The organism is Bacillus sp. EKM501B (assembly GCF_011800505.1).
Lineage (GTDB): Bacteria > Bacillota > Bacilli > Bacillales > Bacillaceae_G > Bacillus_A > Bacillus_A cereus.
Map to the genome: position 1 here is coordinate 136894 of NZ_JAALFZ010000006.1, position 23460 is coordinate 160353.

The window sequence follows — 23460 nt, forward strand, 5'->3', positions numbered from 1 at the left end:
TAAATTCAGCTCTTTTTTTACGTAGTTAATGAATAAATGAGTTGAAATCGTAATGAGATGAATAAAGTTTTAACGTATAAAAAAATTTCACGATTTGCTCCCCCTTAGGTTATTAAAAAGGGTATATTTAAAGGGAAAGGAAAAAGAACAGCTAGACATACTGTTTAAAGTGAATTAGTAATAGAGTCAAAATACATAGTAAGGGTAGCGGCATTTTAGATTAGGATAATAGACTTTTCTGGAACAAACTTAGGCGATTATGAATTTTTTAATTAGTAAGGAAGTGGTTAAATGAGCTTATTAACGTATACGGAAGAATTTTTTAATTATGTAAGAGAGTTTTTACTTTTAAGATTTTTACTATTTGCTTTAGTTTTAATCATTATTTCTTTTGTAATAAACCGTATTATTGATTGGTTTTTTAGGAAATCAAGCTTTTTTGATGAAGAGGTAGAGCAGACGATTCAAAGTGTAATTCGATCTATTTTTAGATATATCATTATCATCAGTCTTATCATATATTTAATTAGCCAATTTGTAGATATAAAAAGTATTATTGCAGGTGCAGGGATAGCTGGAGTTGTCATCGGTTTTGCTGCACAACAGATGCTAAAAGATGTTATATTAGGCTTTGCAAGATTAGCGGACAAAGAGTTTCGGGTTGGTGATTTTGTAACTTTTAACGGAACAAATTCAGGAACTATTGAAGAGATTAGTATTCGTTTTATGCAAATTCGTGAATGGTCAGGAAAACTACTTACCATCCCGCACGGAGAGATTAGAACGATACAAAATTTTAATAAAGGATGGATGCGTGTAATTGAACGCATCACGGTAAGTTATCAGGAAGATCCAACAAGAGTGAAGGAATTGTTAGAAGAAGTATGTGTTATATGCAATGAAAAATTGAATCAAACTCTTTATAGAGTAGAGGATGAGGCTGTTGAACCATTTAAATACGTCGGTGTTACAGACTTAAATCCTAACTTGAAATATGTTGGCTATGAATTTTGTATTACAGGTTTAATAAAGCCAGAAGATTATTTTGAAACTTCTAGACAAGTAAGATTTGAATTAATGTCTATGTTCCATAAAAATCAAGTGCAAATGCCAGCAGCGAATATGGTTGTTACTACTGAAGGTTTACAGCATATCCATGGTGGACAATCTTTATCGGACAGCTAAAGTAGAATCGTTTGTTAACAAAAATTCTGCTTCCAACATTGGATAGAATAACAATAATAAAATGATTGATATAAAGAAAGGGCTGAAGGAATTCGGTTCTTTTTTTATTTATAGAATTTAGAAATTTCTTAATGTTATAATTGTAGTTGGTGATGAGAATGAACTTTGAAGAAAAAGAGATGCGTCGTTTAGAAGCATTAAAAGAAATTGCTGAATTATTAAATGAAGCAACAAACTTACAGGATATGTTAGAAAAAGTGTTGCATACATTGTTACAAGTAATGAATTTACAAACAGGGTGGATATTCTTTATTGATGAAAGTGGAAAGCACAGTATGCTTGTAGACGAAAATTTACCAGAGGCTCTTACGTGGCAAAAGAAGAAGCCGATGTGTGAAGGAAACTGTTGGTGTGTAGAACGTTTTGTGAATGGGAGATTGGAAAAAGCGACTAATATTATTGAATGTAAGCGAATAGAAGATGCAATTGAATGTAATTGGGGAGAGACAGAAGATGTTACACATCATGCGACAATTCCGCTTAGGTCTGGATCAGAAAAATTTGGTCTACTAAATGTGGCTGCACCTCATAAGACTCATTTTTCTGAGGAAGAGTTAGCATTATTAGAATCAATTGCATTTCAAATTGGAACGACAATACAACGTATTCAATTAGTTGAGAAAGAACGTAAATATGTAGTGGTAGCGGAAAGAAATCGACTTGCACGTGATTTACATGATTCAGTAAAACAATTGTTATTTTCTATTATGCTAACAGCGAAAGGTACTCTGAATATGACGCAAGATAGAGAATTGCAAGAGATGTTAAGTTATATTGGGGAATTATCACAAGAAGCATTACAAGAGATGACGCTATTAATTTGGCAATTAAGACCTGAAGGATTGGAGAAAGGATTAGCAGAAGCAATTCAAAATTACGGGAAGTTATTAGGAGTTCAAGTGGAAGTTCGAATTGATGGGATGGTTTCAATTGGGGATGAAATAGAAGAAGTTTTATGGCGTATTAGCCAAGAGGCGCTACATAATTGTAAAAAGCATGCTTCGTGTGAAAAGGTACATATTCTTTTGAAAATAGAAAATAACCAGTTACATTTTTACATAGAAGACAATGGAATAGGATTTATACAAGAACAAGTAAGGGAATCAGCACTTGGCCTGAAAAGTATGAAGGAACGTATTCAGTTAATGAAGGGATCGTTTCAAATTATAACAGAGCTGAAAAAGGGTACAAAAATAGAAATTCAATTGCCGATTTGAAGGGGAGAATAAGGTTGAAGATTAAACTGCTACTAGTTGAGGATCATCATATCGTTCGAAGAGGACTTGTATTCTTTTTGAAAACGAGAGAAGAATTTGAAATTATTGGGGAAGCGGAAAATGGCGAAGAGGCATTACATTTCGTGCAAAAAGAAAGACCAGATGTCGTACTAATGGATGTATCGATGCCGAAAATGGATGGAATTGAGGCAACAAAACGTCTAAAGCAATATGATGAGACAATAAAGGTACTTATATTAAGTAGTTTTTCAGAGCAAGATTATGTTATACCAGCACTTGAAGCTGGAGCAGATGGTTATCAATTAAAAGAAGTACAACCTGAGCAACTTGTCGCTTCTATTATTGCAGTACATCAAGGAAATGCGAATTTTCACCCGAAAGTAACACCTGCATTAATGGGGCGTTCTGCAGTAAAGAAGGAAGTAGAAAATCCTTTTTCAATGTTAACGAAAAGAGAGCAAGAGGTACTTCGCGAAATTGCGAAAGGAAGAAGCAACAAGGAGATTGCAGCAGAACTTCATATTACAGAACAAACTGTGAAAACACACGTTTCAAACGTTTTAGCTAAATTGGAAGTGGATGATCGTACGCAAGCCGCATTATACGCAGTGAAACATGGAGAGAATTATTCATAAGCATGAATAATTCTGTTATATCGTATGACAGAATACATAGGAGCAATTAAAAATTATAGTAATCCCTAATATAGGTTTTTCTTCTTTCGATAATTAGGTACAATAAAGTGAAACTCTAATCAGTGGAGGACCATCCCCACTGATGATTAGTTTAACTAATCGGTTTTTACAGGATAAAGCTACGATGGAAGGGGAGGATATGTTATGCCTGGTACAAGAAGTGGGATTGGAAAGATTCAGGCTTCGTTAAATGGTTTATCACCGAAATTGCGAAGTATTGCCGAACATATTTTGAAACATCCACAAGATGTTGTACATAAATCTATTACAGAATTAGCTGAAGTTACGAATAGTTCCGAAGCTACGATATTCCGCTTATGTAAAAACCTTGGTTTGCAAGGTTTTCAAGATTTAAAGATTACATTAGCTCGTGAAATTGTACATACACCGATGCAAAATATCCATGAAGAGGTATCAGCAGAAGATAGTATGGTAACTGTTGCTAAAAAAGTTTTTCATTCGCATATTACAGGACTGCAAGATACTTTACATTTGCTTAATGAAACGGCACTTGAGCAGGCTGTACGAGCCTTACAAGAAGCAAGTCGAATTGAGTTTTATGGAAATGGTGGCTCTGGTATTATTGCAATGGATGCGTATCATAAGTTTATGAGAACGGGTATTTCTTGTATCGCTCATACTGATTCGCATTTTCAAATTATGGGGGCAGGTTTACTCTCGGAAAATTCAGTTGTTATTGGTATTTCTCATTCTGGTAGCAATAAAGGATTACTTGAAGCGTTAGAAGTAGCGAAAGCAAGAGGAGCCAAAATTATTGCGATTACGAGCTATAAGAAATCAGTATTAAGTCAACTTGCTGATATAACGTTATATACATCAACACGTGAGACTGAATTCCGCACAGAAGCAAGTTCATCACGATTAGCACAGTTAAGCTTATTAGATACTTTGTATGTAGGGTTGTCGTTGCAGCGACAAGAGGAAACTCTAAAAAATTTACAAAGTATACGTGAAACGATTTCGATGAAGCGAATATAAAAAAAGCTCTTCAAATGAAGAGCTTTCAGACTGTAGACAAACTATTTTTGGAGAGTTCAAATGCTAAAAATAGTTTGTTTCTTATTTTAGGGATAATTTATCCAATGGAATTTATATGTAGTGCTTTCTATACTATAATTTACTATAAGTGAGGAAGGTGTCTTATGAAAATATCTGTTTATGTTGCAAGTGCATTTAGCAAGGATCATAAAGGCGGAAATAAAGCAGGAGTGGTATTTATTGAGAATACATTGACCACTACTCAAAAAATGGAAATAGCCAAACAACTGGGCTATGCGGAAACCGCATTTATATCAGAATCTGAAATTGCTGATTATAAATTTGAGTATTTTACACCAAAAGAAGAAGTTGATTTATGTGGTCATGCCACAATTGGCTCTTTCGCGATACTGATGCATTTAAATAAACTTTTCAGGAATCGCTATACGATTGAAACGAACAGCGGTGTTCTTACTATTACTATAAAAGATGACATCATATTCATGGAACAAAATAAACCGATATTCTATGATGTTGTATCTCCAAACGAGTTCATCGACTGTTTTGATAGTAAAGATATAGAAAATAAATACCCAATTCAAATTGTCTCCACGGGCTTAAAAGATATTTTAATTCCTATAAAAAGCGAAACACAATTACATGCACTGCAACCTAATTTTGAAAAAATTAAAGAAATCAGCAAGTATTATAATGTTGTCGGGATGCATCTATATACTTTTAATGACAATCGAATTATATGCAGAAATTTTGCTCCGCTATACGACATCAATGAAGAAGCAGCGACTGGAACTTCGAACGGTGCATTAGCTTGCTACCTTTATGAACAGGACTACTTGAAAAAAGAAGTCTATGTATTTGAACAAGGTTATTCTTTACACTCGCCTTCTGAAATATTAGTTAAATTAGCAACCAATAGCAAAAATAAAATAGAAAAAGTTTATGTTGGTGGCAAAGGATATTACTGTGAAACTAAGTGTTTACATGTAGAAAATATTGAGTGAAGAGCTTTTTTATCGGTGAGAAGTTTGTTAATTTATTTTGTTTTAGAAATATGTGACTTACTTATAGTCAATGATAAACTCTCATTTTTAAAAATTTAAAATAAAGACCGATTTGTGTAATAATTCAAATATTGTTCATAATTTCACAAGTTGTTTATGAAGTATCATGTTATGATGAAGATGTAATGATGATTGAACACTTAAATTTGGTAGAATAACTAGCCAAAGTAGTGAAGAAAGTAGTTGTGAGATAAACTCATTAAAATGCTAAAACACTAAAGGGGAGATCACATATGAAAGCAGTAGTGGTTAATAAAAACAGCAAAGCAAACATCGAAGTGATTGACAAAGAATTACGTCCGTTACACTCAGGTGAAGCGTTAGTAGATGTAGAGTATTGTGGAGTTTGCCACACTGATTTACACGTTGCGAATCATGATTTTGGTAACACTGATGGCCGTATTCTTGGTCATGAGGGTGTAGGTATTGTTACGAAAATAGCTGATGATGTTACTTCACTAAAGATAGGTGACCGTGTAAGTATTGCATGGATGTTCCAATCTTGTGGACGTTGTGAATATTGCGTAACTGGTAGAGAAACATTTTGCCGTGAAGTTAAAAACGCTGGTTATTCAGTGGATGGTGGTATGGCTGAACAATGTATCGTTACAGCTGATTATGCGGTAAAAGTACCAGAAGGATTAGATCCTGCTCAAGCATCATCAATTACTTGTGCTGGTGTAACTACATATAAAGCTATTAAAGTATCAGATATTAAACCTAGTCAACCTATTGTAATCTATGGCTGCGGTGGATTAGGTAACTTAGCTATCCAATATGCTAAAAATGTATTTGGTGCAAAGGTAATCGCAGTAGATATTAATGACGACAAATTAGCCTTAGCGAAAGAAGTTGGTGCTGATATGACTATCAATCCAATTTCTCAAGGTCCTGCTGATAAAATTGTGCAAGAGGAGTTTGGTGGCGCTTATGCTGCGGTAGTAACAGCAGTCTCTAAAGTAGCCTTTAACTCAGCAGTTGATGCAGTACGTGCTTGCGGTAAAGTAGTTGCAGTAGGGCTACCAGTAGAAACAATGGACTTAAACATCCCACGACTTGTACTGGATGGAATTGAAGTAGTTGGTTCTCTAGTTGGTACTCGTAAAGATTTGGAAGAGGCGTTTATGTTCGGGGCAGAAGGAAAAGTAGTGCCAGTTGTTCAAACTTGTTCTCTAGATAAAGTACAAAATGTATTCGAAGAAATGGAACAAGGTAGAATTCAAGGGCGTATGGTAATTGATTTTAAAAAACATAATTGTGATTGCAAATAATTCACTTTAAATATAAAAAGCATGAGTCTAGCAAATACATGTAAAAAAGTTAGACAGCATAAGAAGATGATCCCTGTATTTAATAGGAATCATCTTCTTTATTTTCTATAATATCAATGCCAATTAATACTTGATTAATGAGAAATGATTAAAGGTTTACTTTATTTGCAAACGAAAAGGAATCTTTATGTTTAACGAATTTTTTATGATCTGGAACGTTTTGAATTGCTACAATTTGCGAATCTCTTGCTTTCAGTGCATCTTGAATCCCGATGGTCATAAGCTTAATAAATAGAATCGTAATAAAGAATGAAGCGAGAGTATAAAAAATAATCCACCATGAAAGATTCATTTCATTACGATTTAATCCAATAAGACCTGCCCAATCATTAGATAGAGAAACAGGTTTGAGCACTCCGTCATAGAGTTCACGCATTTGTATGCCGCCAATTACAATGTTAAGCAACGCTAAATGGATAACGAGTATGAGTGTTTGGACGATATGTTCCATAAATAATACAAATAAGCGGTCAAGTAATAAGACTCGTAAGTGTTTTTTTATAATATGAAAACGACTAGCCCCCAGTAATTGTGAACTTAAGATGTAATCTTGTTTCATAAATTCATCAACTTCTGAGGATATGTATAAAGAAAGTGTAGGCAGAGCGACGAAAATAAGTACGAGTACTTGATAAAACGTAAATGAAATATTTGGATCTACCCCATCAGCATTTGATGTGATTATAATATTAACGGGCGTGATGAGTATGAATGCGATAAATAGAGTTGGAATATAATAAAAAACTTCTGAGCATGACTGGAAAAATCTCTTGAGTTTTGGAGCAAATAAACTTAAGAGGATTCCTATACATGTTCCGCATAAAATTCGAAAGAAGCTAATTGCCATGGCCAATAAAATAGTGAATTTTGCTCCTTCTACAATTTGTAAGAAAACAGACTCTCCAAAACGATCAGATCCAAAAGGTGGAATTAACGATGGCGGAAAGGGGGCCTTTCCAAGTAATTCGTTATTGTCATTGTAAAGTAACTGAGGAGGTTTTGGGATGTTATCTTTAAAGAACCAACTATAAATAAAACTAGCTGAAATAAGTATGAATAGATAAGTAAAGCCGATTAAAAAGCGTTTTGATTTCCAAATAGATTTCATAATGATACTCCTTTCAATTGCTTTTTCCATCTATTCATCATGAATGAGACTATTTGGAAAATGGCGTAAAATGGTAAAACAATCATAACAAGTATGATAAATGCAGCTGGAGGTGAAACAAACGCCTTATTAAATAAAAATTGAATAATGCCTTCCATATTAAAAACAAATTCTAAAATGAATAAATTAGAAAGTAAGAAAACAAAAATCGTTTTTAAATGGTGGAAGAAGTGGATAGATATATTTTTGAATAAATGAATGCATAGTATATAACTTGATGAAAGGCCTTTTCCATATGCAACCTCTACGTAATGTTTTCCTTGCTCTTCTTTTATGTATAACACCATCATCCGAAACATTTGTAATGTAGGTAAGACAGCTAATGATAAAATAGGGAGTAAATAAGCTCGATTTTCATTAAAAGAAATAATAGTGACAGGAGATTCCCCAAATTTCTGAAGTACCCATATGAAAAATATTTGCAAACAAATCATCATCATCATATCAGGGACAGCTTCTAATATGAACACAATTCGGTTTATCCATTTTTTTATATAATCTTTTGCTAAAAAATAAAAAAATGCCATGCTAGATGATAAAAAGAGAGCAAGAAAAAAGGCTAAAAATAATATAGTAAATGAATATAGGTAAGGTTCTAAAACAGTTGGAAATAATGGTGTTTTTTTGAAATGGCCAAACTTCGGGTCTGATCCTATAATCACTAATGATTCAGGGGAAAAAACCTGTTTTAACATAGTAACGGTCTGATTAAAAAAATAAATTGGTTGAAAGGTAAATCCTTGTTGAGTGATAAATAAATAAGGTAAATTTAATAATAGTAAGAGTGATAAAAGAATTGATGAAAGCTTAATTGTGAATTGAGATATTTTATTTAACATTAAATCCCTCCGACATCTTTTTACAACATTATACAATAAATTTCGTGTTATTGTTTTTATTTTTCTGAAAAATAAAAATACTTTTCGGTTTTATAGTATGCAAGATATATTTACAAGGTAAAAAAGTGATAGTAGGGGGGCCACGCTCTATGTTTATCAAGATAAAAGACTAGTGAACCTAAAACAATAAATAAGAGCAAAATGCACAGAATTCTCATTCTGCGGTTAGTTACTTTTCTTGGCTTGATGGTGATGTTACGTGACCGCTAAAAATGAATATTGCTTTTCAACTCTTTCTTCAAGCAAATAAGTAGAACGTATGGAGGACTATGTATGTGTTGTTAATGAGAGGAAAGAGTGTATTGCGTAACGAATATAACGTAATTTTACCCCATGGAAAAGCTAAATGTAGTATATAAGTGAAATGGAATGAGGGGATTTATTTTTTGATATGAAAAAAATTTCTTTTTATAACTTGATAAATGAAAAAAATATTTTATATACTAATTCATGTAAACGGTTTACTAAATCGTATTTTGCTAGAAATGAAGGGAAGATTCGCATGGAAACAAGGGGGAGAGTAATCGGGATTGATATCGGTACCACAAGTACAAAAACGGTTGTGTTCACAGAAAAAGGAAAAGTCATTGCATTACATGCAATCGATTACCCAATTATTCAACCGAATGTAGGATGGGCTGAGCAAGATCCTGATGTAATATGTGCCGCTGTATACAAAAGTGTAAGCGTTGCCATTGAAAAAGGTAATGTATTACCAGAAGATATTTCTTCAATCGGTATTAGTACAGCTATGCACGCATTAATTGCAGTAGATGAAAATGGTGCGCCATTAACGCGTTCTATCATTTGGGCAGATAATCGAAGTACGAAGCAATCAGAAAAATTATTACAACAAATGAATGGGCATGAAATTTATAGACGTACAGGTACACCGATTCATCCGATGTCACCACTTTCTAAATTGTTATGGATGAAAGAAGAGGAACCAGAGTTATATACAAGTGCCTATAAATTCATTTCCATTAAAGAGTATGTGATTTACCAATTATTTTCACGCTACGTAGTTGATTATTCGATTGCTTCTGCTACGGGGTTATTTAATTTAGAAACATTAAACTGGGATAAAGATGTTTTAACTATGTTACATATGTCACCAGAAAAATTATCAACCCCTGTACCAACTACATATATTTTATCAGGTATGAAGCCAGAATTAGCACAGAAGATGGGGATAAGTGCAGAAACACCAATTGTCATCGGAGCAAGTGATGGGGTTCTTGCAAATGTAGGAGTTGGTGCGATATCACCGGGTGCGGCTGCAATTACGATTGGAACGAGTGGTGCGGTTCGAACAATCTCATCAAATATAAATACAGATGAGAAAGGGAGAACGTTTTGTTACGCATTAACAGATGAGCACTGGGTAATCGGTGGTCCAACGAATAACGGCGGAATATTACTGAGATGGTTACGTGATGAATTTGGTAGTCAAGAGCAAGAAGTAGCAAGAAAGCTCGGCATTGATCCTTATGATTTATTAATTAAATATGCAGAAAGCGTACCAGCTGGAGCGGATGGGCTATTGTTCTTACCTTTCTTATCTGGAGAACGCGCACCTTACTGGAATGCAAATGCTCGTGGTACATTCTTTGGAATCAATCTTCAACATAAGCGAGAACATTTTATACGTGCAGTGATGGAAGGTGTTTGTATGAGTGTATATTCAGTAGCACTCGCAATCAGGGATTGTACAGGGCCACTTACTGAAATACGAGTTTCAGGAGGGTTTGCAAAATCTGCATTTTGGAGACAAATGTTGTCCGATATGATGGGAAAAGAATTGCTTGTACCTGAAAGTCATGAAGCATCTGCGCTTGGGGCAGCGGCAGTTGCTTTGTATGCTGTAGGAAAAATTGATTCTCTTGAAGAGGTAAAGGATTGGATTGATATTGTCCATCATCATGTACCGAATAAAGAAAATACGGCTATATATTTAGAAATGTTTTATATGTATGAACGACTTTACAATCGCTTGAAGGAAGAATTTGATTGTATAGCTGCTTTCCAACGTAAAAAATAGGGGGATTGGGAGAAATGGTAGTTGGGATCGTACTAGCGGCAGTTGTCATACTACTTTTACTTATTACGGTAGTAAAATGGCATCCATTTGTCGCATTAATTTTAACAGCAATTGGTGTAGGATTAGCAATGGGAATGCCTTTAATTGGAACTTCACCAAAAGATCCAGGAATTATTGATTCTATTAAACTAGGACTTGGTAATACGTTAGGATTTTTAGCAATAGTTTTAGCACTAGGAACGATGCTTGGAAAAATGATGGCCGAATCTGGTGGTGCTGAACGTATCGCTAACACATTAATTAATCGTTTTGGGAAGAAACGAGTTCACTGGGCGATGATGTTCGTTGCATTTTTAGTAGGGATTCCGGTATTTTTCCAAGTTGGATTTGTACTATTAATTCCGTTAGTATTTACAATTGCATTAGAAACAGGGGTATCACTTATTACAATCGGTATCCCGCTAGTAGCAGGACTATCCGTTGTGCACGGACTAGTGCCGCCGCATCCAGCGGCAATGGCGGCAGTTGGTATTTTTAAAGCAGATGTAGGGAAGACAATTTTATATGCATTAATTGTCGGACTTCCAACTGCAATTATTTCAGGTCCACTTTACGGGAAATGGATTGGTGCTCGTATACATAAGGAAGTACCATTAGATATAGCGGAGCAATTTATTGAAAAAGATAATAAAAAAGAGCTTCCAAGCTTTGGGAATACATTGTTTACAATTTTACTTCCAGTATTTCTTATGCTTGGTGCATCAATAGCAGAAGTTGCATTAAATAAAACGAGTCAACTAGCACAAGTATTACACTTTATTGGAGATCCGATTGTGGCTTTATTAATTGCAACCATTTACTCTTTCTTTAGTCTTGGATATGCAAAAGGTTTCTCAAAAGATAAAGTGTTACAATTTACAAATGATTGCCTTGGACCTATTGCAAACATATTGTTAGTGATTGGTGCAGGCGGTGCATTTAATAAAGTATTATTAGATTCTGGAATTGGAACGACAATTGCAGATATGGCGAAAGAATCACATATTTCACCGATATTATTAGGGTGGGGAATTGCGGCACTTATTCGAATTGCAACTGGATCGGCAACTGTTTCTATGATGACAGCAGCTGGTATTGTTGCGCCGATTGCAGCAAGCACACCAGGTGTAAATGTTGAATTATTAGCACTTGCAACTGGTGCAGGGTCATTAATTTTATCACACGTGAATGATTCAGGATTTTGGATGATTAAAGAGTATTTCGGAATGACTGTGAAAGAAACATTATTAACATGGACTGCAATGGAGACTATATTATCTGTAGTAGCACTTGGGCTAATTTCGATATTAAATATATTTGTATAGAATAGGAGATTAATTAATATGAAACTAGGTTTAATTGGATTAGGAAAAATGGGATTCCCATTAGCTGAACACTTATATGAAGACAAGCATGAAGTAGTTGTATACGATGTAAATAAAGAGCTTGTTGAAAAGGCAGGAAAACTAGGAATTACTGCACGTCATACATTAAAAGAAATGATCGCTGAACTAGAAGCTCCTCGTACAATTTGGGTAATGGTGCCTGCAGGAGAAGTTGTAGAGTCAGTACTAAAAGATGTTTATCCGTTATTAGATGAAGGTGATATCGTTATTGAAGGCGGAAATTCATTCTATAAAGATACGTTACGCCGTGCTGAAGAAGCAAAAAGCTTCGGATTACATTATGTAGATATCGGTACATCAGGCGGTGTAGAAGGAGCTAGATACGGTGCTTGCTTAATGGTTGGTGGAGAAAAAGAAATTTACGACCAATTAGAACCTTTATTTAAAGATTTAGCAGTAGAAAATGGCTATTCTTATGCTGGCCGTGTTGGTAGTGGTCATTTCTTAAAAATGGTTCATAACGGTATTGAGTACGGCATGATGCAAGCAATCGCTGAAGGATTTGAAGTACTAGATAAGAGTGACTTTGATTTCAATTATGAAGATGTTGCAAAAGTATGGGCGAACGGATCAGTTATCCGTGGTTGGTTAATGGACTTAACTGAAAAAGCATTTGCAGAAGATCCGAAACTAGATGGCATTAAAGGTGTAATGAACTCTTCAGGAGAAGGAAAATGGACTGTTGAAACTGCACTTGAACTTCAAGCTGCAGCACCAGTAATCGCTATGTCATTATTTATGCGCTATCGTTCTCAGGAAGATGATACATTCCATGGAAAAGTAGTTTCAGCACTACGTAATCAGTTCGGTGGACATGAAGTTGTGAAAAAATAAGGATGTTATAAAAAAGAAACTTGTGTATAAGCGCAAGTTTCTTTTTTATAGTTTAAGAAACTACTAATTTAAAAATACCAATCAATCATTGTTTTTTTGTCACAAATGACAGCTTCAACGTTCATTGAATGAACAATATATTCTATATTTTCTTCTTTAGCTAATAATAAGGTTGTAAAGGAATCGAATATACTCATAAACGCATACTCATTATCTTCGCCAGTAATAATTAACTCATTATTGCTAATGTCCCAAATATCTAATGGAGTAGTATTATTTACCTCTAATAATCCGTTTGTATCAAGAATTGGTTCAGAGAAATATAAATTTTTTGCACCTTTAGAACCGAGGAGTTTAAGTAATTTATGTAATAAAAATATAGACGTATAATCTTCTGTTGGATAATAAAGATCTTTTTTTAAGTTTGAATATAGCTTTTCGGCTAAATCCTCTCTTTTATATTCTTCTGTATAAGCACCAATGGAAGTCAACATGGCCATTGCTAATTCTGCGTATGAATGTAATCCACTATAAGACATCATTTCCTTCCAAGAAACGGATTTCCCATTATGAATGATTTCTTCAGCGCTAGGATAGATGTGCTCATATGGTCTTTTTCTCACAGACTTTTCCCATCCTAAAGGCATTTGGACAAAAGGGTGTAGCAATATAGCTGCAGATTTAAAGGTGCTTGGTAGTTGTTCTAAAATTGGTGATTTGTCATCTAGCCAAATGTAATCCAACAAAATATAACCTCCTCTTAGACTTTGAAATGTACGGATTCCCGCATTATGTTTTTTTGTATTGATTGTATCAAATATAAAGCGCTGCATGAAATATATCTCAACATAAAAGTAAGAATAAATAAAATGAAGTTTTCATAAATAGTAAAAGGGTGCTTATGTCATCAGTATAGCTAAGAAATGTTGTTACATATGAGAAGAGCGTGTTAATAAAATATGAGGTGGTTAAATGGGAAATGAGCAAGTGAAGTCTGTAAAGAAAGAAAAAAAGTTATGTCTTTGTATGATCGTCAAAAATGAGTCTAGAATTATGGAAAGATGTTTAAATGCAACAAAATCAATTGTAGACTTTGTTTCTATTTGTGATACTGGATCGACGGATAATACGCCTGAAATTATTGAAAATTGGTGTAAGGAAAATGAGATACCTGGGACGGTTCATCATGAGCCGTTTAAAAACTTTGGTTATAACAGAAGCTTAGCTGTTTCGTTAGCGCAAAAAACATACCCAGAAGCAGATTATTTATTAATATTAGATGCGGATATGATTTTAGAGGTTGATCCGAATTTCGATAAAACGAGCTTAACGGAAGATCATTATCTTACATTACAATATGATGTTCATATTAAATATTGGCTTACACGTCTTTTGAAAGCTTCTTTACCATGGAAATCTGTCGGTGTTACTCATGAGTATTGGGATATAGATCGTTCAAAAGTTGGAGCGAATTACAATACGAGGGTAGCTCGGTTAGAGACTCTTGTCGTGAATGATCCCGGAGATGGCGGGAGCAAAGCTGATAAATTTGAAAGAGATGAGAGGTTGTTGTTACAAGGAATAAACGACCCAGAAACAACGCCAGATTTGCATATAAGATATTTATTTTATTTAGCTCAGACTTATTTTCATTTAAGTCAATTTGAGAATTCAATTAAATGGTATAAAAAACGAGTGGAAGCAGGAGGATGGGTTGAAGAGGTATTCTATTCGTTATTGCGAATAGGATTTTGTTATGAGCAGTTAGCAAATCGTTCAGCAAATAAACAAAATGAAGTGACAGATGCTGATGAAAAAGAAACTGTTAAAGGGCAAGAAGAGCAATATTTAGCATTAGCTGTTTTTTATTTTCAAAAAGCTTGGGAATATAGACCAACCCGGGCTGAACCATTATACCAACTTGCAAGGTTGTATCGATTACGATCTCAAAACAATATTGCTTTGATGTATGCTCTGCAAGGGAAGGAAATTCCTTTTCCAAAGGATGATCTACTATTTGTAGATTATCATGTGTATGATTACTTATTTGACTATGAAATTTCTATTAGTGCTTTCTATATACCTCATAAAAAACATTTAGGGGCGGTGTCGCAAAAGTATTTGGAATTGATAAAAGAAAAGATTCCATTTCATATAGCAAATATAGTAGAGAATAATGCGAAATTTTATTAAATACATTTTCGATTAAAGGAGTAGTGGAGTAATCATGGAATTAATGCGATGGGCGATTGAACTAGGAGAATCGGTGCATGGAAATACGTATGAAGAATTGATGCCACTACTAGACTATTATTATGATCGTGATCATTTAAAAGCGTATTGTATCGCAAATCTTCTTTTAAATATGGATGTATTAGATGAGGACCGGGAAAGAATCGAATTAAGAAGATGCATCGCTGCTTATTATGCTGGATTATATAAAGTAGCAAGAAAACATGCAAATGAGTTGGTACTTAAACATCCAGATGTAGATTTATATAAAAATAATTTAAGATTAATGGAAGTTTATTTGAATAAAGAATATGATTATTGTCTTTTTATATGCCCAAAGACATACGGTAGTTTCATAGATGTTGCGCGAGCTTTAAAGTGGCGGTTGGAGCAGGAGGGAAATACAGTAATTATATCAGAAACAATACTGGAAAATGCAAAGAATACAGTTGTTTTTGGAGCACATACATACGCATATAACCCGAATCTTCTTCCGAAAGATGCAATTATTTATAATTTAGAACAGCTATACGAAGGAAGTCCATATGCGCATCCCCTTTATTTAATATTATTAAAAGATAGAGTGATTTGGGATTATAGTAAACAAAATATAGAATGGCTTCAACAAAAAGGGGTAGGAAAAGAAATAAAACATGTAGAAATGAACTATGCTCCAACTTTGGAAATAAAAAAAGATGCGTTTGAAAATGAGATTATTGAAGATATTGATATTCTGTTTATAGGTGCTCTTAATCCGAGGCGACAAGCTATTTTTGATCATCTAAAAGCGATTGCCCCGAATTTAAATATAGTTTTTAAAAATAATGCGTGGGGAATTGTTAGAAATGAATTGATTGCTAGAGCTAAAATTATATTAAATATTCATTTTTACTTATCAGGAATTCTTGAAACACCTCGCGTGTCTTATGCAGTTGCGAATAAGAAATTTATTATTTCCGAAAATAGTAATCCAGAAGATGAGGTAGAGTGGCCAGGAATTGTATTTACTCCGTACGAAAAAATAATTGAAAACGTAATGAAATATATAGAATTACCAGAAGAACGGAAAAGATTAGCGGAAAAGGCATATAATCATTTTGAAGCAAATGAAAGTTTAGGTACATTGAGCATGAGAGATGAAACAAAGTAATTGTACGAAACTCATACGAAAGTATGAGTTCTTTTTTGTTTATCATACTATTTTATGAAACAAGTTAACTCTTTATATTGTATTTTGTATAGAAATTTCTGATAATATATAAGTAGAACTTGAAAACAAAGGGGAGAAATAATCATGAAACTAGTCGTTATTAACGGTACACCAAGAAAATTTGGTAGAACTCGCGTGGTGGCAAAATATATTGCGGATCAATTTGAAGGGGAATTATATGATTTAGCAATTGAGGAGTTACCTTTATACAATGGAGAAGAGTCACAACGTGATTTAGAGGCAGTGAAAAAATTAAAAACGTTAGTGAAAGCTGCGGATGGGGTTGTATTATGTACACCAGAATATCATAATGCGATGAGTGGTGCGCTGAAAAACTCTTTAGATTACTTAAGTAGTAGTGAATTTATTCATAAACCAGTTGCGTTGTTAGCGGTTGCTGGTGGCGGTAAAGGTGGAATAAATGCATTAAACAGCATGCGAACGGTCGCTAGAGGTGTTTATGCAAATGCAATTCCAAAACAAGTTGTGCTTGATGGATTACATGTGCAAGATGGTGAACTTGGGGAAGATGTAAAACCATTAATTCATGATGTAGTTAAAGAATTGAAAGCATATATGAGCGTATATAAAGAGGTGAAAAAACAACTAGGAGTGGAGTGATATGTCCTCACTTTATCATGATTCGCGCTTGTATTACATTCTAGGAGCCAATAGTCTATCTGCTATTGGTTCCGGAATTGTTATGATAACGATTCCTTGGCTGTTAATTAAAGAGAGTGGAGGAGAGACAACATTTGGTTATGTTTCTATCATTGCAACCCTCATTATGTTTTTATTAACACCATTCATTGGGCAAAGTATTGATCGTTTTTCAAGAAAATCTTTATTGCTATGTAACGAAGGAATCGGAATAGCGGTAATCGGAATAATGGTTATATGGGGATTTGCTGGGCAATCTTATCATTCTATTCACTATATTCTTATTTATATAGCCGGATCATTCTACTATTTATTATTTTATCCTACAATATTTGCGTTCAACCAAGAGATATTTCAAGCAGAACATTATAAAAGTTTAAGTGGAACGATGGAAATACAAGGACAGTTAACACAAGTTATTTCTGGAGCGGCCGCGAGCTTCTTAATTGAAATTGTATCTTTGAAGTGGATTTTGTTAGTAGACATGTTAACTTTTGCTGGAGCATTTTTTCTTTTCTTATGTATACCGTACGTAAAGAAAAAAGAAGTGAAAAGAAAAATAACATTTAAGAAGCAATTGTTTGAAGGAATTCACTTTATGAAAAAACGTCCTAAGCTCTTTTGGTTCTTACTGGCCACTTATATGCCGTTTATAGGTGTTATGATGGCAAATTATTTAATACCAGTTTATATTTCGGATATACTTAAAGCCAATGCCTCTGTATACGCAATAGAGGGGATGATGTACGGTGTCGGAGCGGTTGTTGCAGGAATCTGTATTCCACTCATAATGAAATATGTAAAAACAGAAGTTTCAATCGTTATGACGATGTTCATTTATGTAATTTCAATTACCGCAATGATTATTGAACCTTCCGTAATTTTCTTATATGGACTTGCAATTTTTCAAGCAGTTGGAAATGCGGGTACAAGAGTGGCGAGAAATGTATTGATGATGGAGGAAATTCCAAACGAAGTAATGGGACGTGTAGACAGCTTATTTCGCTTAATTGGTACTGGAATACGAATTGTATTATTAATGCTGTTTACAGCGGGTGTATCTAAAGCCGGAGTAATGCTTCCATTTTACGTATTAAGCTGCATATTGATCTTCTCATTAGGAATCGCTATTTATTATGTACTATCACAACGTAAAGTAGCGGCGAATGTTTCTAATAAATCAATCGTTTAAAAAACACTTCTGCCGCCCTTTCTTTTTCTGTATAATAAAAAGAAAGGGAGTGCAAACTTATTTATGAACAAATGGATCTTTCTTATCATTTTATTATTACCGCCACTATATATCATTTATCTGACGTTTAGAATGAACAAAGTTGCTCGTGAAAAGTTGAGCTATCACTCTCCGTACGTTCTTATACTGGGTGCAAAGTTATTTGGAGATAGACCGTCTTTATCTCTTCAAAATCGTTTGGATGTAGCGTTGGAGTATTTATTTTCCCATCCTGAAGCGAAAGTAATTGTTTCAGGTGGTCAAGGAGAAGATGAAGATATACCGGAAGCTCACAGCATGAGAAACTATTTAATGGTACACGGTATAGATGAGAGTCGTATTTTAATAGAAGATCAATCTACAAATACGTATGAAAACTTAAAGTTTAGTATGGATTTATATAATGTGAAACATGCGGTAGTTGTAAGTAATACGTATCATTTATATCGAACGAAAATAATTGCAAAGCGTTTAGGCATGAAGATGGAGGCACTAGCTGCTGAAACACCAATTCGTTCTAAGAGAAAAATGTATGTTCGCGAATATGCTGCTATTATGAAAACAATATTGTTCGACCGTTAGAGCTCAAATGTGAGCTCTTTTTTAATTTAAAAGCGTATCATTTGAAATGAATGCCATATTCCATCAAAATAAAGGAAACAACAGTAAAGGAGTTGTATTTGTGATTCAATTTAATCATGTGTCAAAATCGTATGAAGATGGCACGAAAGCAGTGGATTCATTGCATTTAGAAATTAAAAAGGGAGAATTTTTTGTTCTCATCGGTCCGAGTGGTTGCGGGAAAACAACGACAATGAAGATGATTAATCGTTTAATCGAAACGACTGAAGGATCGATTTTAATCGATGGAAAAGATATTCAACAATATAATATAAACGAATTACGTTGGGATATAGGATACGTGTTGCAACAGATTGCTTTGTTTCCTCATATGACAATTGCTGAAAATATTGCAGTTGTTCCTGAAATGAGGCAATGGAGCAAAAAAGAAATTAAAGCACGCGTCGATGACTTGTTACATATGGTTGGATTAGATCCGGGTATTTATCGAAATCGTATGCCTGATGAATTGTCAGGAGGACAAAAACAACGTGTCGGTGTCGTGCGAGCATTAGCTGCAAACCCGAAAATCATTCTTATGGATGAACCATTTAGTGCGTTAGATCCATTAAGTAGGGAACAGCTTCAGAAGGATATTGTACAGTTGCAAAAAAAGATTCAAAAAACAATCGTATTCGTAACACATGATATGCAAGAAGCATTATCACTTGGAGATCGCATTTGTATTATGAAAGAAGGAAAAGTTGTTCAACTAGATACACCAGAAGGAATTATACATAATCCGAAAAATGAATTTGTAGAGGAATTCATTGGAAATCGTGGGCGAACTTGGTATCAGGGGAAAAGTATAGCAGATGTATTGCCACTTGATCAAAGTGTGCAATTAGAAGGGCAGGCGCTATCATTACATTCTTCTTTACAAGAAGCGTTAGTTCGTGTGCGTGATGAGGAGGTCGTTCCAGTTGAAAAAAACGGTCAATATATTGGAGCGTTAACAAGTCGTCACATTGTCAATTACATTGTTGAACAAATGAAGGAAAGAGGCTAAACAGTGACTAATTTTATACAAACGTTCCAAGAACGAAAAATAGAATTACTAACTGCATTAAGTGAGCATTTACAAATATCGCTTATTTCATTATTTTTTGCAGTAATTATAGCGGTGCCACTTGGCATCTTATTAACAAGAAAAGAACGAATGGCTGAATTTATAATAGGAACTTCTGCAGTAATGCAGACAGTGCCATCACTTGCATTACTCGGACTATTAATTCCATTAGTAGGAATCGGAAAACTTCCAGCGATTATCGCATTAGTTGTGTATGCACTATTACCTATTTTACGAAATACATATACAGGAATAAGGGAATTAGATGAATCTTTAATAGAAGCCGCGAAAGCTATGGGGATGAATAGTTGGAGAAGATTGTGGAAGGTAGAACTTCCTCTTGCATTGCCTATCATTATGGCTGGTATTCGTACAGCGATGGTATTAATTGTTGGAACGGCTACATTAGCAGCTCTCATTGGTGCAGGTGGGCTCGGTAAGCTTATACTATTAGGTATAGATCGAAATGATCATGCGCTTATCATTTTAGGGGCCGTACCAGCCGCGTTACTCGCTTTATTCTTTGATATAGTACTTCGCATACTTGAACGACCGAAACGCTCTTCTAAGCGTGTTATATTGACGATATGTATTGTTTGTATAATGATTGCTTCTCCATTTCTTTGGAGTACAGAAAAGAAAGATATTGTTATTGCGGGCAAACTTGGATCAGAACCTGAAATTTTAATTCAAATGTATAAGCAGCTTATTGAACAAGATACAGATTTACACGTACAATTAAAACCAGGTCTTGGGAAAACAGCATTTGTATTTGAAGCGTTGAAATCAGGAGAAGTAGATATATACCCAGAATTTTCAGGAACAGCTTTATCTACTTTCGTGAAAGAAGAACCAAAGAGTACAAATCGTGATGAAGTATATGAGCAGGCTCGCATTGGAATGGAAAAGAAATATAATATGATTATGTTGAAGCCAATGGAGTATAACAATACATATGCACTAGCTATGCCGAAAAAAATAGCAGATCAAAAGAATATAAATACAATTTCTGATTTAGGGAATGTTGCGCAGGAAGCCAAAGTAGGATTTACATTGGAATTTGCTGATCGTGAAGATGGTTATAAAGGAATGCAAAAATTATATAACTATAAGTTCTCGAATGTTAAAACGATGGAGCCGAAGCTGCGTTATAGCGCAATTGAATCTGGAGATGTTAACGTAATTGATGCATATTCAACAGATAGTGAATTGGAGCAATACGGACTGAAAGTGCTAAAAGATGATAAAGGGTTATTCCCACCTTATCAAGGAGCACCATTATTAAGAAAAGAAACGTTACAGAAATATCCTGAACTTGAAAAGGTATTAAATAAATTATCTGGAAAGATTACAGATGAAGAAATGCGAAAAATGAATTATGAAGTTAACGTAAATGGTAAAAGTAGTGAAGAAGTCGCAAAACAATTTTTACAAAAAGAGAAGTTACTTCGTTAAATTTACAAGAAATATACAAATTTATATGTTTGAAATGGCCGTTCATTACAAAATGAGCGGTTTTTTTGTGCATACTTATACATTTTTTCAAAAAAGTATTCCATTTTTGCTCATTTTCTTTTAGAATAAGTAATGTTTTCCTGAAAAAATATAAGAGAAACGTCTATTAGAGAAAAAGGTGACTTTAATAGTTGAACGAACATAACACCTAGAATGACAGATGGGGTGGTACAAATAGAAAAGAAGTTAGGATTTTTTCCATTAATCGCATTAGTAGTTGGAACAATGGTTGGTGGCGGTGTTTTTAGTTTACCGCATGATTTAGCAGTAGGAGCAAACAGTGGTGCAATAATAATTGGCTGGTGTATTACAGCGATGGGAATGATTCCACTTGCGCTCGTATATCAAACGTTAGCAAGACAAAAACCGGAACTTGAAGGTGGAATTTATAGTTATGCACGTGCTGGTTTCGGTGAATATATTGGATTTAATAGTGCTTGGGGATATTGGCTAGCAGGAATCTTAGGTAATGTCGCAACAATTATGTTACTGTTTAGTACATTAGGTTATTTCTTTCCAATTTTCAAAGGAGGAAATAATGTTGCGTCTATCGTTGGGGCATCACTTTTATTATGGACACTTCATTTTTTAATTTTATTTGGAATTCGTGAAGCTTCTATTATGAATGTGATCGCAACAATAGGGAAGTTAGTTCCAATCGTTTTATTTATTGTTGTAATGGTAACAGCCTTTCGCTGGGACACATTTACACATGATTTTTGGGGAGAAGGAACGATCTCACTTTCCGCTATACTTGGTCAAGTGAAAAATACAATGCTTGTAACACTTTGGGTTTTCATTGGAGTTGAAGGAGCAGTTGTATTATCTGGAAGAGCGAAGAATAGTCGAGATGTTGGAAAGGCAACAGTATTGGGACTTATTTTAGTAATGTCCATTTATATTTTAATTTCTGTCCTGTCAATGGGAGCTATGACAAGAGGCGAACTTTCTGTGTTAGAAACCCCTTCAATGGGGCATGTATTAGAGCACGTTGTTGGTCCATGGGGTGCAGTTGCGATTAACATCGGATTAGTTGCTTCACTTGTCGGTACATTAATTGGTTGGTTTTTACTTGTTTCTGAAATTTCTCATGTGGCAGGAAAAGATGGCGTATTTCCGAAAGTCTTTACGAAAACAAATAAAAAGCAAACACCGCACATGGCATTATGGATTTCAAATGGTGTTGCCCAAACTATATTTATCATCGTTTTGTTTTCGGAATCAACATATCAAATTATGTATTTCATTGCCTCAACATCAATTTTATTACCATATTTATTATCAGCGTTATTCCAATTTAAATTAGTCATTACAAACGAGCTAAAAGACGCTAAATTAAAAAACGGAGCGTTAGCTTTAATTGCTTCTATTTACTCTGTATGGCTTCTTTATGCAGCTGGTTTAAAGAATTTACTACTCGTTTCAATTGTGTATGGAATTGGAATTATTGTTTACACATTTGCAAGAAAAGAACAAGGGAACCGTTGCTTTGTAGGTGCAGAGAAGTATGTGATGTGGGCAATTATTGTTGCGGCTATCACATCCATATATATGTTATTAACTGGAAATATAAAAATGTAAAAAGTCCTTTTCATTTAAAGGGCTTTTTTCTTTGTTTAGAGAATATTTACTACATAAGATATTCAGGAGGGATGAGAATGGAAGAAAAAGAACAGTTGTCTAGAATAATTGATTTAGCTAGTGAGTTAAGGAAAGTATTAGTGCAAGAATCTTTTTTTAATCATCATCCTGAACTAAGAGGAGTCATTGAAAATTTAGCAAGTTCTGTTGAAAATTTGGCGGAATTACAAATAAGTAAAGATGAAAACGCTGAAGATCGATTACGTTACGTACTTGCGAAAATGAAAATTGCTCATAATGCAATTTTACAGGAGAAAAAAGCATTTCCTTCTCATTAATATAAGTTTTTATTTTGAACCTGGCG

Annotated in this window: 21 protein-coding genes; 18 read left to right on the plus strand and 3 right to left on the minus strand. The window is 34.3% G+C overall.

What is annotated here, in order from left to right:
* The first annotated feature begins 291 nt into the window (after positions 1–291).
* From HFD78_RS14640 to adhP, 6 genes are all read left to right on the plus strand, one after another.
* The gene (locus HFD78_RS14640) at positions 292–1185 is read left to right on the plus strand and encodes a mechanosensitive ion channel family protein (protein ID WP_000055434.1); all 894 of its coding nucleotides are present in this window, start codon (positions 292–294) and stop codon (positions 1183–1185) included.
* Between the two features lie 158 nt (positions 1186–1343).
* Positions 1344–2462, plus strand: a complete 1119-nt coding sequence (gene casK / locus HFD78_RS14645; protein ID WP_001008465.1) for a two-component system sensor histidine kinase CasK — start codon at positions 1344–1346, stop codon at positions 2460–2462.
* A 14-nt stretch (positions 2463–2476) separates the two neighbouring features.
* On the plus strand, positions 2477–3118 hold the full coding sequence (gene casR, locus HFD78_RS14650) for a two-component system response regulator CasR (RefSeq protein ID WP_000694629.1): 642 nt from the start codon (positions 2477–2479) through the stop codon (positions 3116–3118).
* A gap of 204 nt (positions 3119–3322) precedes the next feature.
* Positions 3323–4177 (plus strand): MurR/RpiR family transcriptional regulator, encoded by an 855-nt coding sequence (locus HFD78_RS14655; RefSeq protein WP_001119648.1) that lies wholly within the window; start codon positions 3323–3325, stop codon positions 4175–4177.
* A gap of 164 nt (positions 4178–4341) precedes the next feature.
* Positions 4342–5199, plus strand: coding sequence for a PhzF family phenazine biosynthesis protein (locus tag HFD78_RS14660; protein WP_000704316.1), 858 nt, complete (start codon positions 4342–4344; stop codon positions 5197–5199).
* A gap of 293 nt (positions 5200–5492) precedes the next feature.
* Entirely contained in the window at positions 5493–6530 is a 1038-nt protein-coding gene (gene adhP, locus HFD78_RS14665) for an alcohol dehydrogenase AdhP (RefSeq protein WP_000649109.1), read from the plus strand.
* A 148-nt stretch (positions 6531–6678) separates the two neighbouring features.
* On the opposite strand, the gene HFD78_RS14670 is transcribed toward adhP, so the two are convergent.
* Entirely contained in the window at positions 6679–7698 is a 1020-nt protein-coding gene (locus tag HFD78_RS14670; protein WP_000836565.1) for an ABC transporter permease, read from the minus strand.
* A complete protein-coding gene (locus tag HFD78_RS14675) occupies positions 7695–8597 on the minus strand; it encodes an ABC transporter permease subunit (RefSeq protein WP_000932684.1) in 903 nt (300 codons plus the stop codon). The genes HFD78_RS14670 and HFD78_RS14675 overlap by 4 nt, the downstream gene beginning before the upstream one ends.
* Before the next feature lie 562 nt (positions 8598–9159).
* Here HFD78_RS14675 and gntK point away from each other — a divergent pair.
* The 3 genes from gntK to gnd are packed head-to-tail and all read left to right on the plus strand — an operon-like array spanning position 9160 to position 12977.
* Positions 9160–10698: a gluconokinase gene (gene gntK / locus HFD78_RS14680; protein ID WP_002196443.1), complete on the plus strand. Its 1539-nt coding sequence runs from the start codon at positions 9160–9162 to the stop codon at positions 10696–10698.
* 14 nt (positions 10699–10712) lie between these two features.
* A complete protein-coding gene (locus tag HFD78_RS14685) occupies positions 10713–12062 on the plus strand; it encodes a GntP family permease (protein WP_000260202.1) in 1350 nt (449 codons plus the stop codon).
* Positions 12063–12080: 18 nt separating this feature from the next.
* Positions 12081–12977, plus strand: coding sequence for a phosphogluconate dehydrogenase (NAD(+)-dependent, decarboxylating) (gnd, locus tag HFD78_RS14690; protein WP_000765995.1), 897 nt, complete (start codon positions 12081–12083; stop codon positions 12975–12977).
* A gap of 68 nt (positions 12978–13045) precedes the next feature.
* Here the strand turns inward: gnd and HFD78_RS14695 are convergent, their stop codons facing one another.
* Entirely contained in the window at positions 13046–13810 is a 765-nt protein-coding gene (locus tag HFD78_RS14695) for a DUF2711 family protein (RefSeq protein WP_002196444.1), read from the minus strand.
* 139 nt (positions 13811–13949) lie between these two features.
* Between HFD78_RS14695 and HFD78_RS14700 the strand changes: the two genes are divergently transcribed.
* The 9 genes from HFD78_RS14700 (at position 13950) to HFD78_RS14740 (ending at position 23434) form a co-directional block, all read left to right on the plus strand.
* Positions 13950–15170: a glycosyltransferase gene (locus tag HFD78_RS14700; protein ID WP_000526235.1), complete on the plus strand. Its 1221-nt coding sequence runs from the start codon at positions 13950–13952 to the stop codon at positions 15168–15170.
* A gap of 34 nt (positions 15171–15204) precedes the next feature.
* The gene (locus HFD78_RS14705) at positions 15205–16359 is read left to right on the plus strand and encodes a CgeB family protein (RefSeq protein WP_000422327.1); all 1155 of its coding nucleotides are present in this window, start codon (positions 15205–15207) and stop codon (positions 16357–16359) included.
* Between the two features lie 144 nt (positions 16360–16503).
* Positions 16504–17040: an NADPH-dependent FMN reductase gene (locus HFD78_RS14710; RefSeq protein WP_000780356.1), complete on the plus strand. Its 537-nt coding sequence runs from the start codon at positions 16504–16506 to the stop codon at positions 17038–17040.
* Position 17041: 1 nt separating this feature from the next.
* On the plus strand, positions 17042–18271 hold the full coding sequence (locus tag HFD78_RS14715; protein WP_000097173.1) for an MFS transporter: 1230 nt from the start codon (positions 17042–17044) through the stop codon (positions 18269–18271).
* 63 nt (positions 18272–18334) lie between these two features.
* Positions 18335–18892 (plus strand): YdcF family protein, encoded by a 558-nt coding sequence (locus HFD78_RS14720; RefSeq protein WP_001045710.1) that lies wholly within the window; start codon positions 18335–18337, stop codon positions 18890–18892.
* 100 nt (positions 18893–18992) lie between these two features.
* A complete protein-coding gene (locus tag HFD78_RS14725; RefSeq protein ID WP_000614079.1) occupies positions 18993–19940 on the plus strand; it encodes an ABC transporter ATP-binding protein in 948 nt (315 codons plus the stop codon).
* Between the two features lie 3 nt (positions 19941–19943).
* Positions 19944–21455, plus strand: coding sequence for an ABC transporter permease/substrate-binding protein (locus HFD78_RS14730; protein WP_000181014.1), 1512 nt, complete (start codon positions 19944–19946; stop codon positions 21453–21455).
* A 213-nt stretch (positions 21456–21668) separates the two neighbouring features.
* The gene (locus tag HFD78_RS14735) at positions 21669–23096 is read left to right on the plus strand and encodes a basic amino acid/polyamine antiporter (protein ID WP_000129448.1); all 1428 of its coding nucleotides are present in this window, start codon (positions 21669–21671) and stop codon (positions 23094–23096) included.
* A 77-nt stretch (positions 23097–23173) separates the two neighbouring features.
* Positions 23174–23434, plus strand: a complete 261-nt coding sequence (locus tag HFD78_RS14740; protein ID WP_000391445.1) for a hypothetical protein — start codon at positions 23174–23176, stop codon at positions 23432–23434.
* Positions 23435–23460: the final 26 nt, after the last annotated feature.

Coding starts and splice junctions, on each gene's coding strand:
- HFD78_RS14640 (WP_000055434.1), top strand. CDS start 292: ATGAGCTTATTAACGTATACGGAAGAATTTTTTAATTATGTAAGAGAG.
- casK (WP_001008465.1), top strand. CDS start 1,344: ATGAACTTTGAAGAAAAAGAGATGCGTCGTTTAGAAGCATTAAAAGAA.
- HFD78_RS14655 (WP_001119648.1), top strand. CDS start 3,323: ATGCCTGGTACAAGAAGTGGGATTGGAAAGATTCAGGCTTCGTTAAAT.
- HFD78_RS14660 (WP_000704316.1), top strand. CDS start 4,342: ATGAAAATATCTGTTTATGTTGCAAGTGCATTTAGCAAGGATCATAAA.
- adhP (WP_000649109.1), top strand. CDS start 5,493: ATGAAAGCAGTAGTGGTTAATAAAAACAGCAAAGCAAACATCGAAGTG.
- HFD78_RS14670 (WP_000836565.1), bottom strand. CDS start 7,698: ATGAAATCTATTTGGAAATCAAAACGCTTTTTAATCGGCTTTACTTAT.
- HFD78_RS14675 (WP_000932684.1), bottom strand. CDS start 8,597: ATGTTAAATAAAATATCTCAATTCACAATTAAGCTTTCATCAATTCTT.
- gntK (WP_002196443.1), top strand. CDS start 9,160: ATGGAAACAAGGGGGAGAGTAATCGGGATTGATATCGGTACCACAAGT.
- HFD78_RS14685 (WP_000260202.1), top strand. CDS start 10,713: ATGGTAGTTGGGATCGTACTAGCGGCAGTTGTCATACTACTTTTACTT.
- gnd (WP_000765995.1), top strand. CDS start 12,081: ATGAAACTAGGTTTAATTGGATTAGGAAAAATGGGATTCCCATTAGCT.
- HFD78_RS14695 (WP_002196444.1), bottom strand. CDS start 13,810: ATGCAGCGCTTTATATTTGATACAATCAATACAAAAAAACATAATGCG.
- HFD78_RS14700 (WP_000526235.1), top strand. CDS start 13,950: ATGGGAAATGAGCAAGTGAAGTCTGTAAAGAAAGAAAAAAAGTTATGT.
- HFD78_RS14705 (WP_000422327.1), top strand. CDS start 15,205: ATGGAATTAATGCGATGGGCGATTGAACTAGGAGAATCGGTGCATGGA.
- HFD78_RS14710 (WP_000780356.1), top strand. CDS start 16,504: ATGAAACTAGTCGTTATTAACGGTACACCAAGAAAATTTGGTAGAACT.
- HFD78_RS14715 (WP_000097173.1), top strand. CDS start 17,042: ATGTCCTCACTTTATCATGATTCGCGCTTGTATTACATTCTAGGAGCC.
- HFD78_RS14720 (WP_001045710.1), top strand. CDS start 18,335: ATGAACAAATGGATCTTTCTTATCATTTTATTATTACCGCCACTATAT.
- HFD78_RS14735 (WP_000129448.1), top strand. CDS start 21,669: ATGACAGATGGGGTGGTACAAATAGAAAAGAAGTTAGGATTTTTTCCA.
- HFD78_RS14740 (WP_000391445.1), top strand. CDS start 23,174: ATGGAAGAAAAAGAACAGTTGTCTAGAATAATTGATTTAGCTAGTGAG.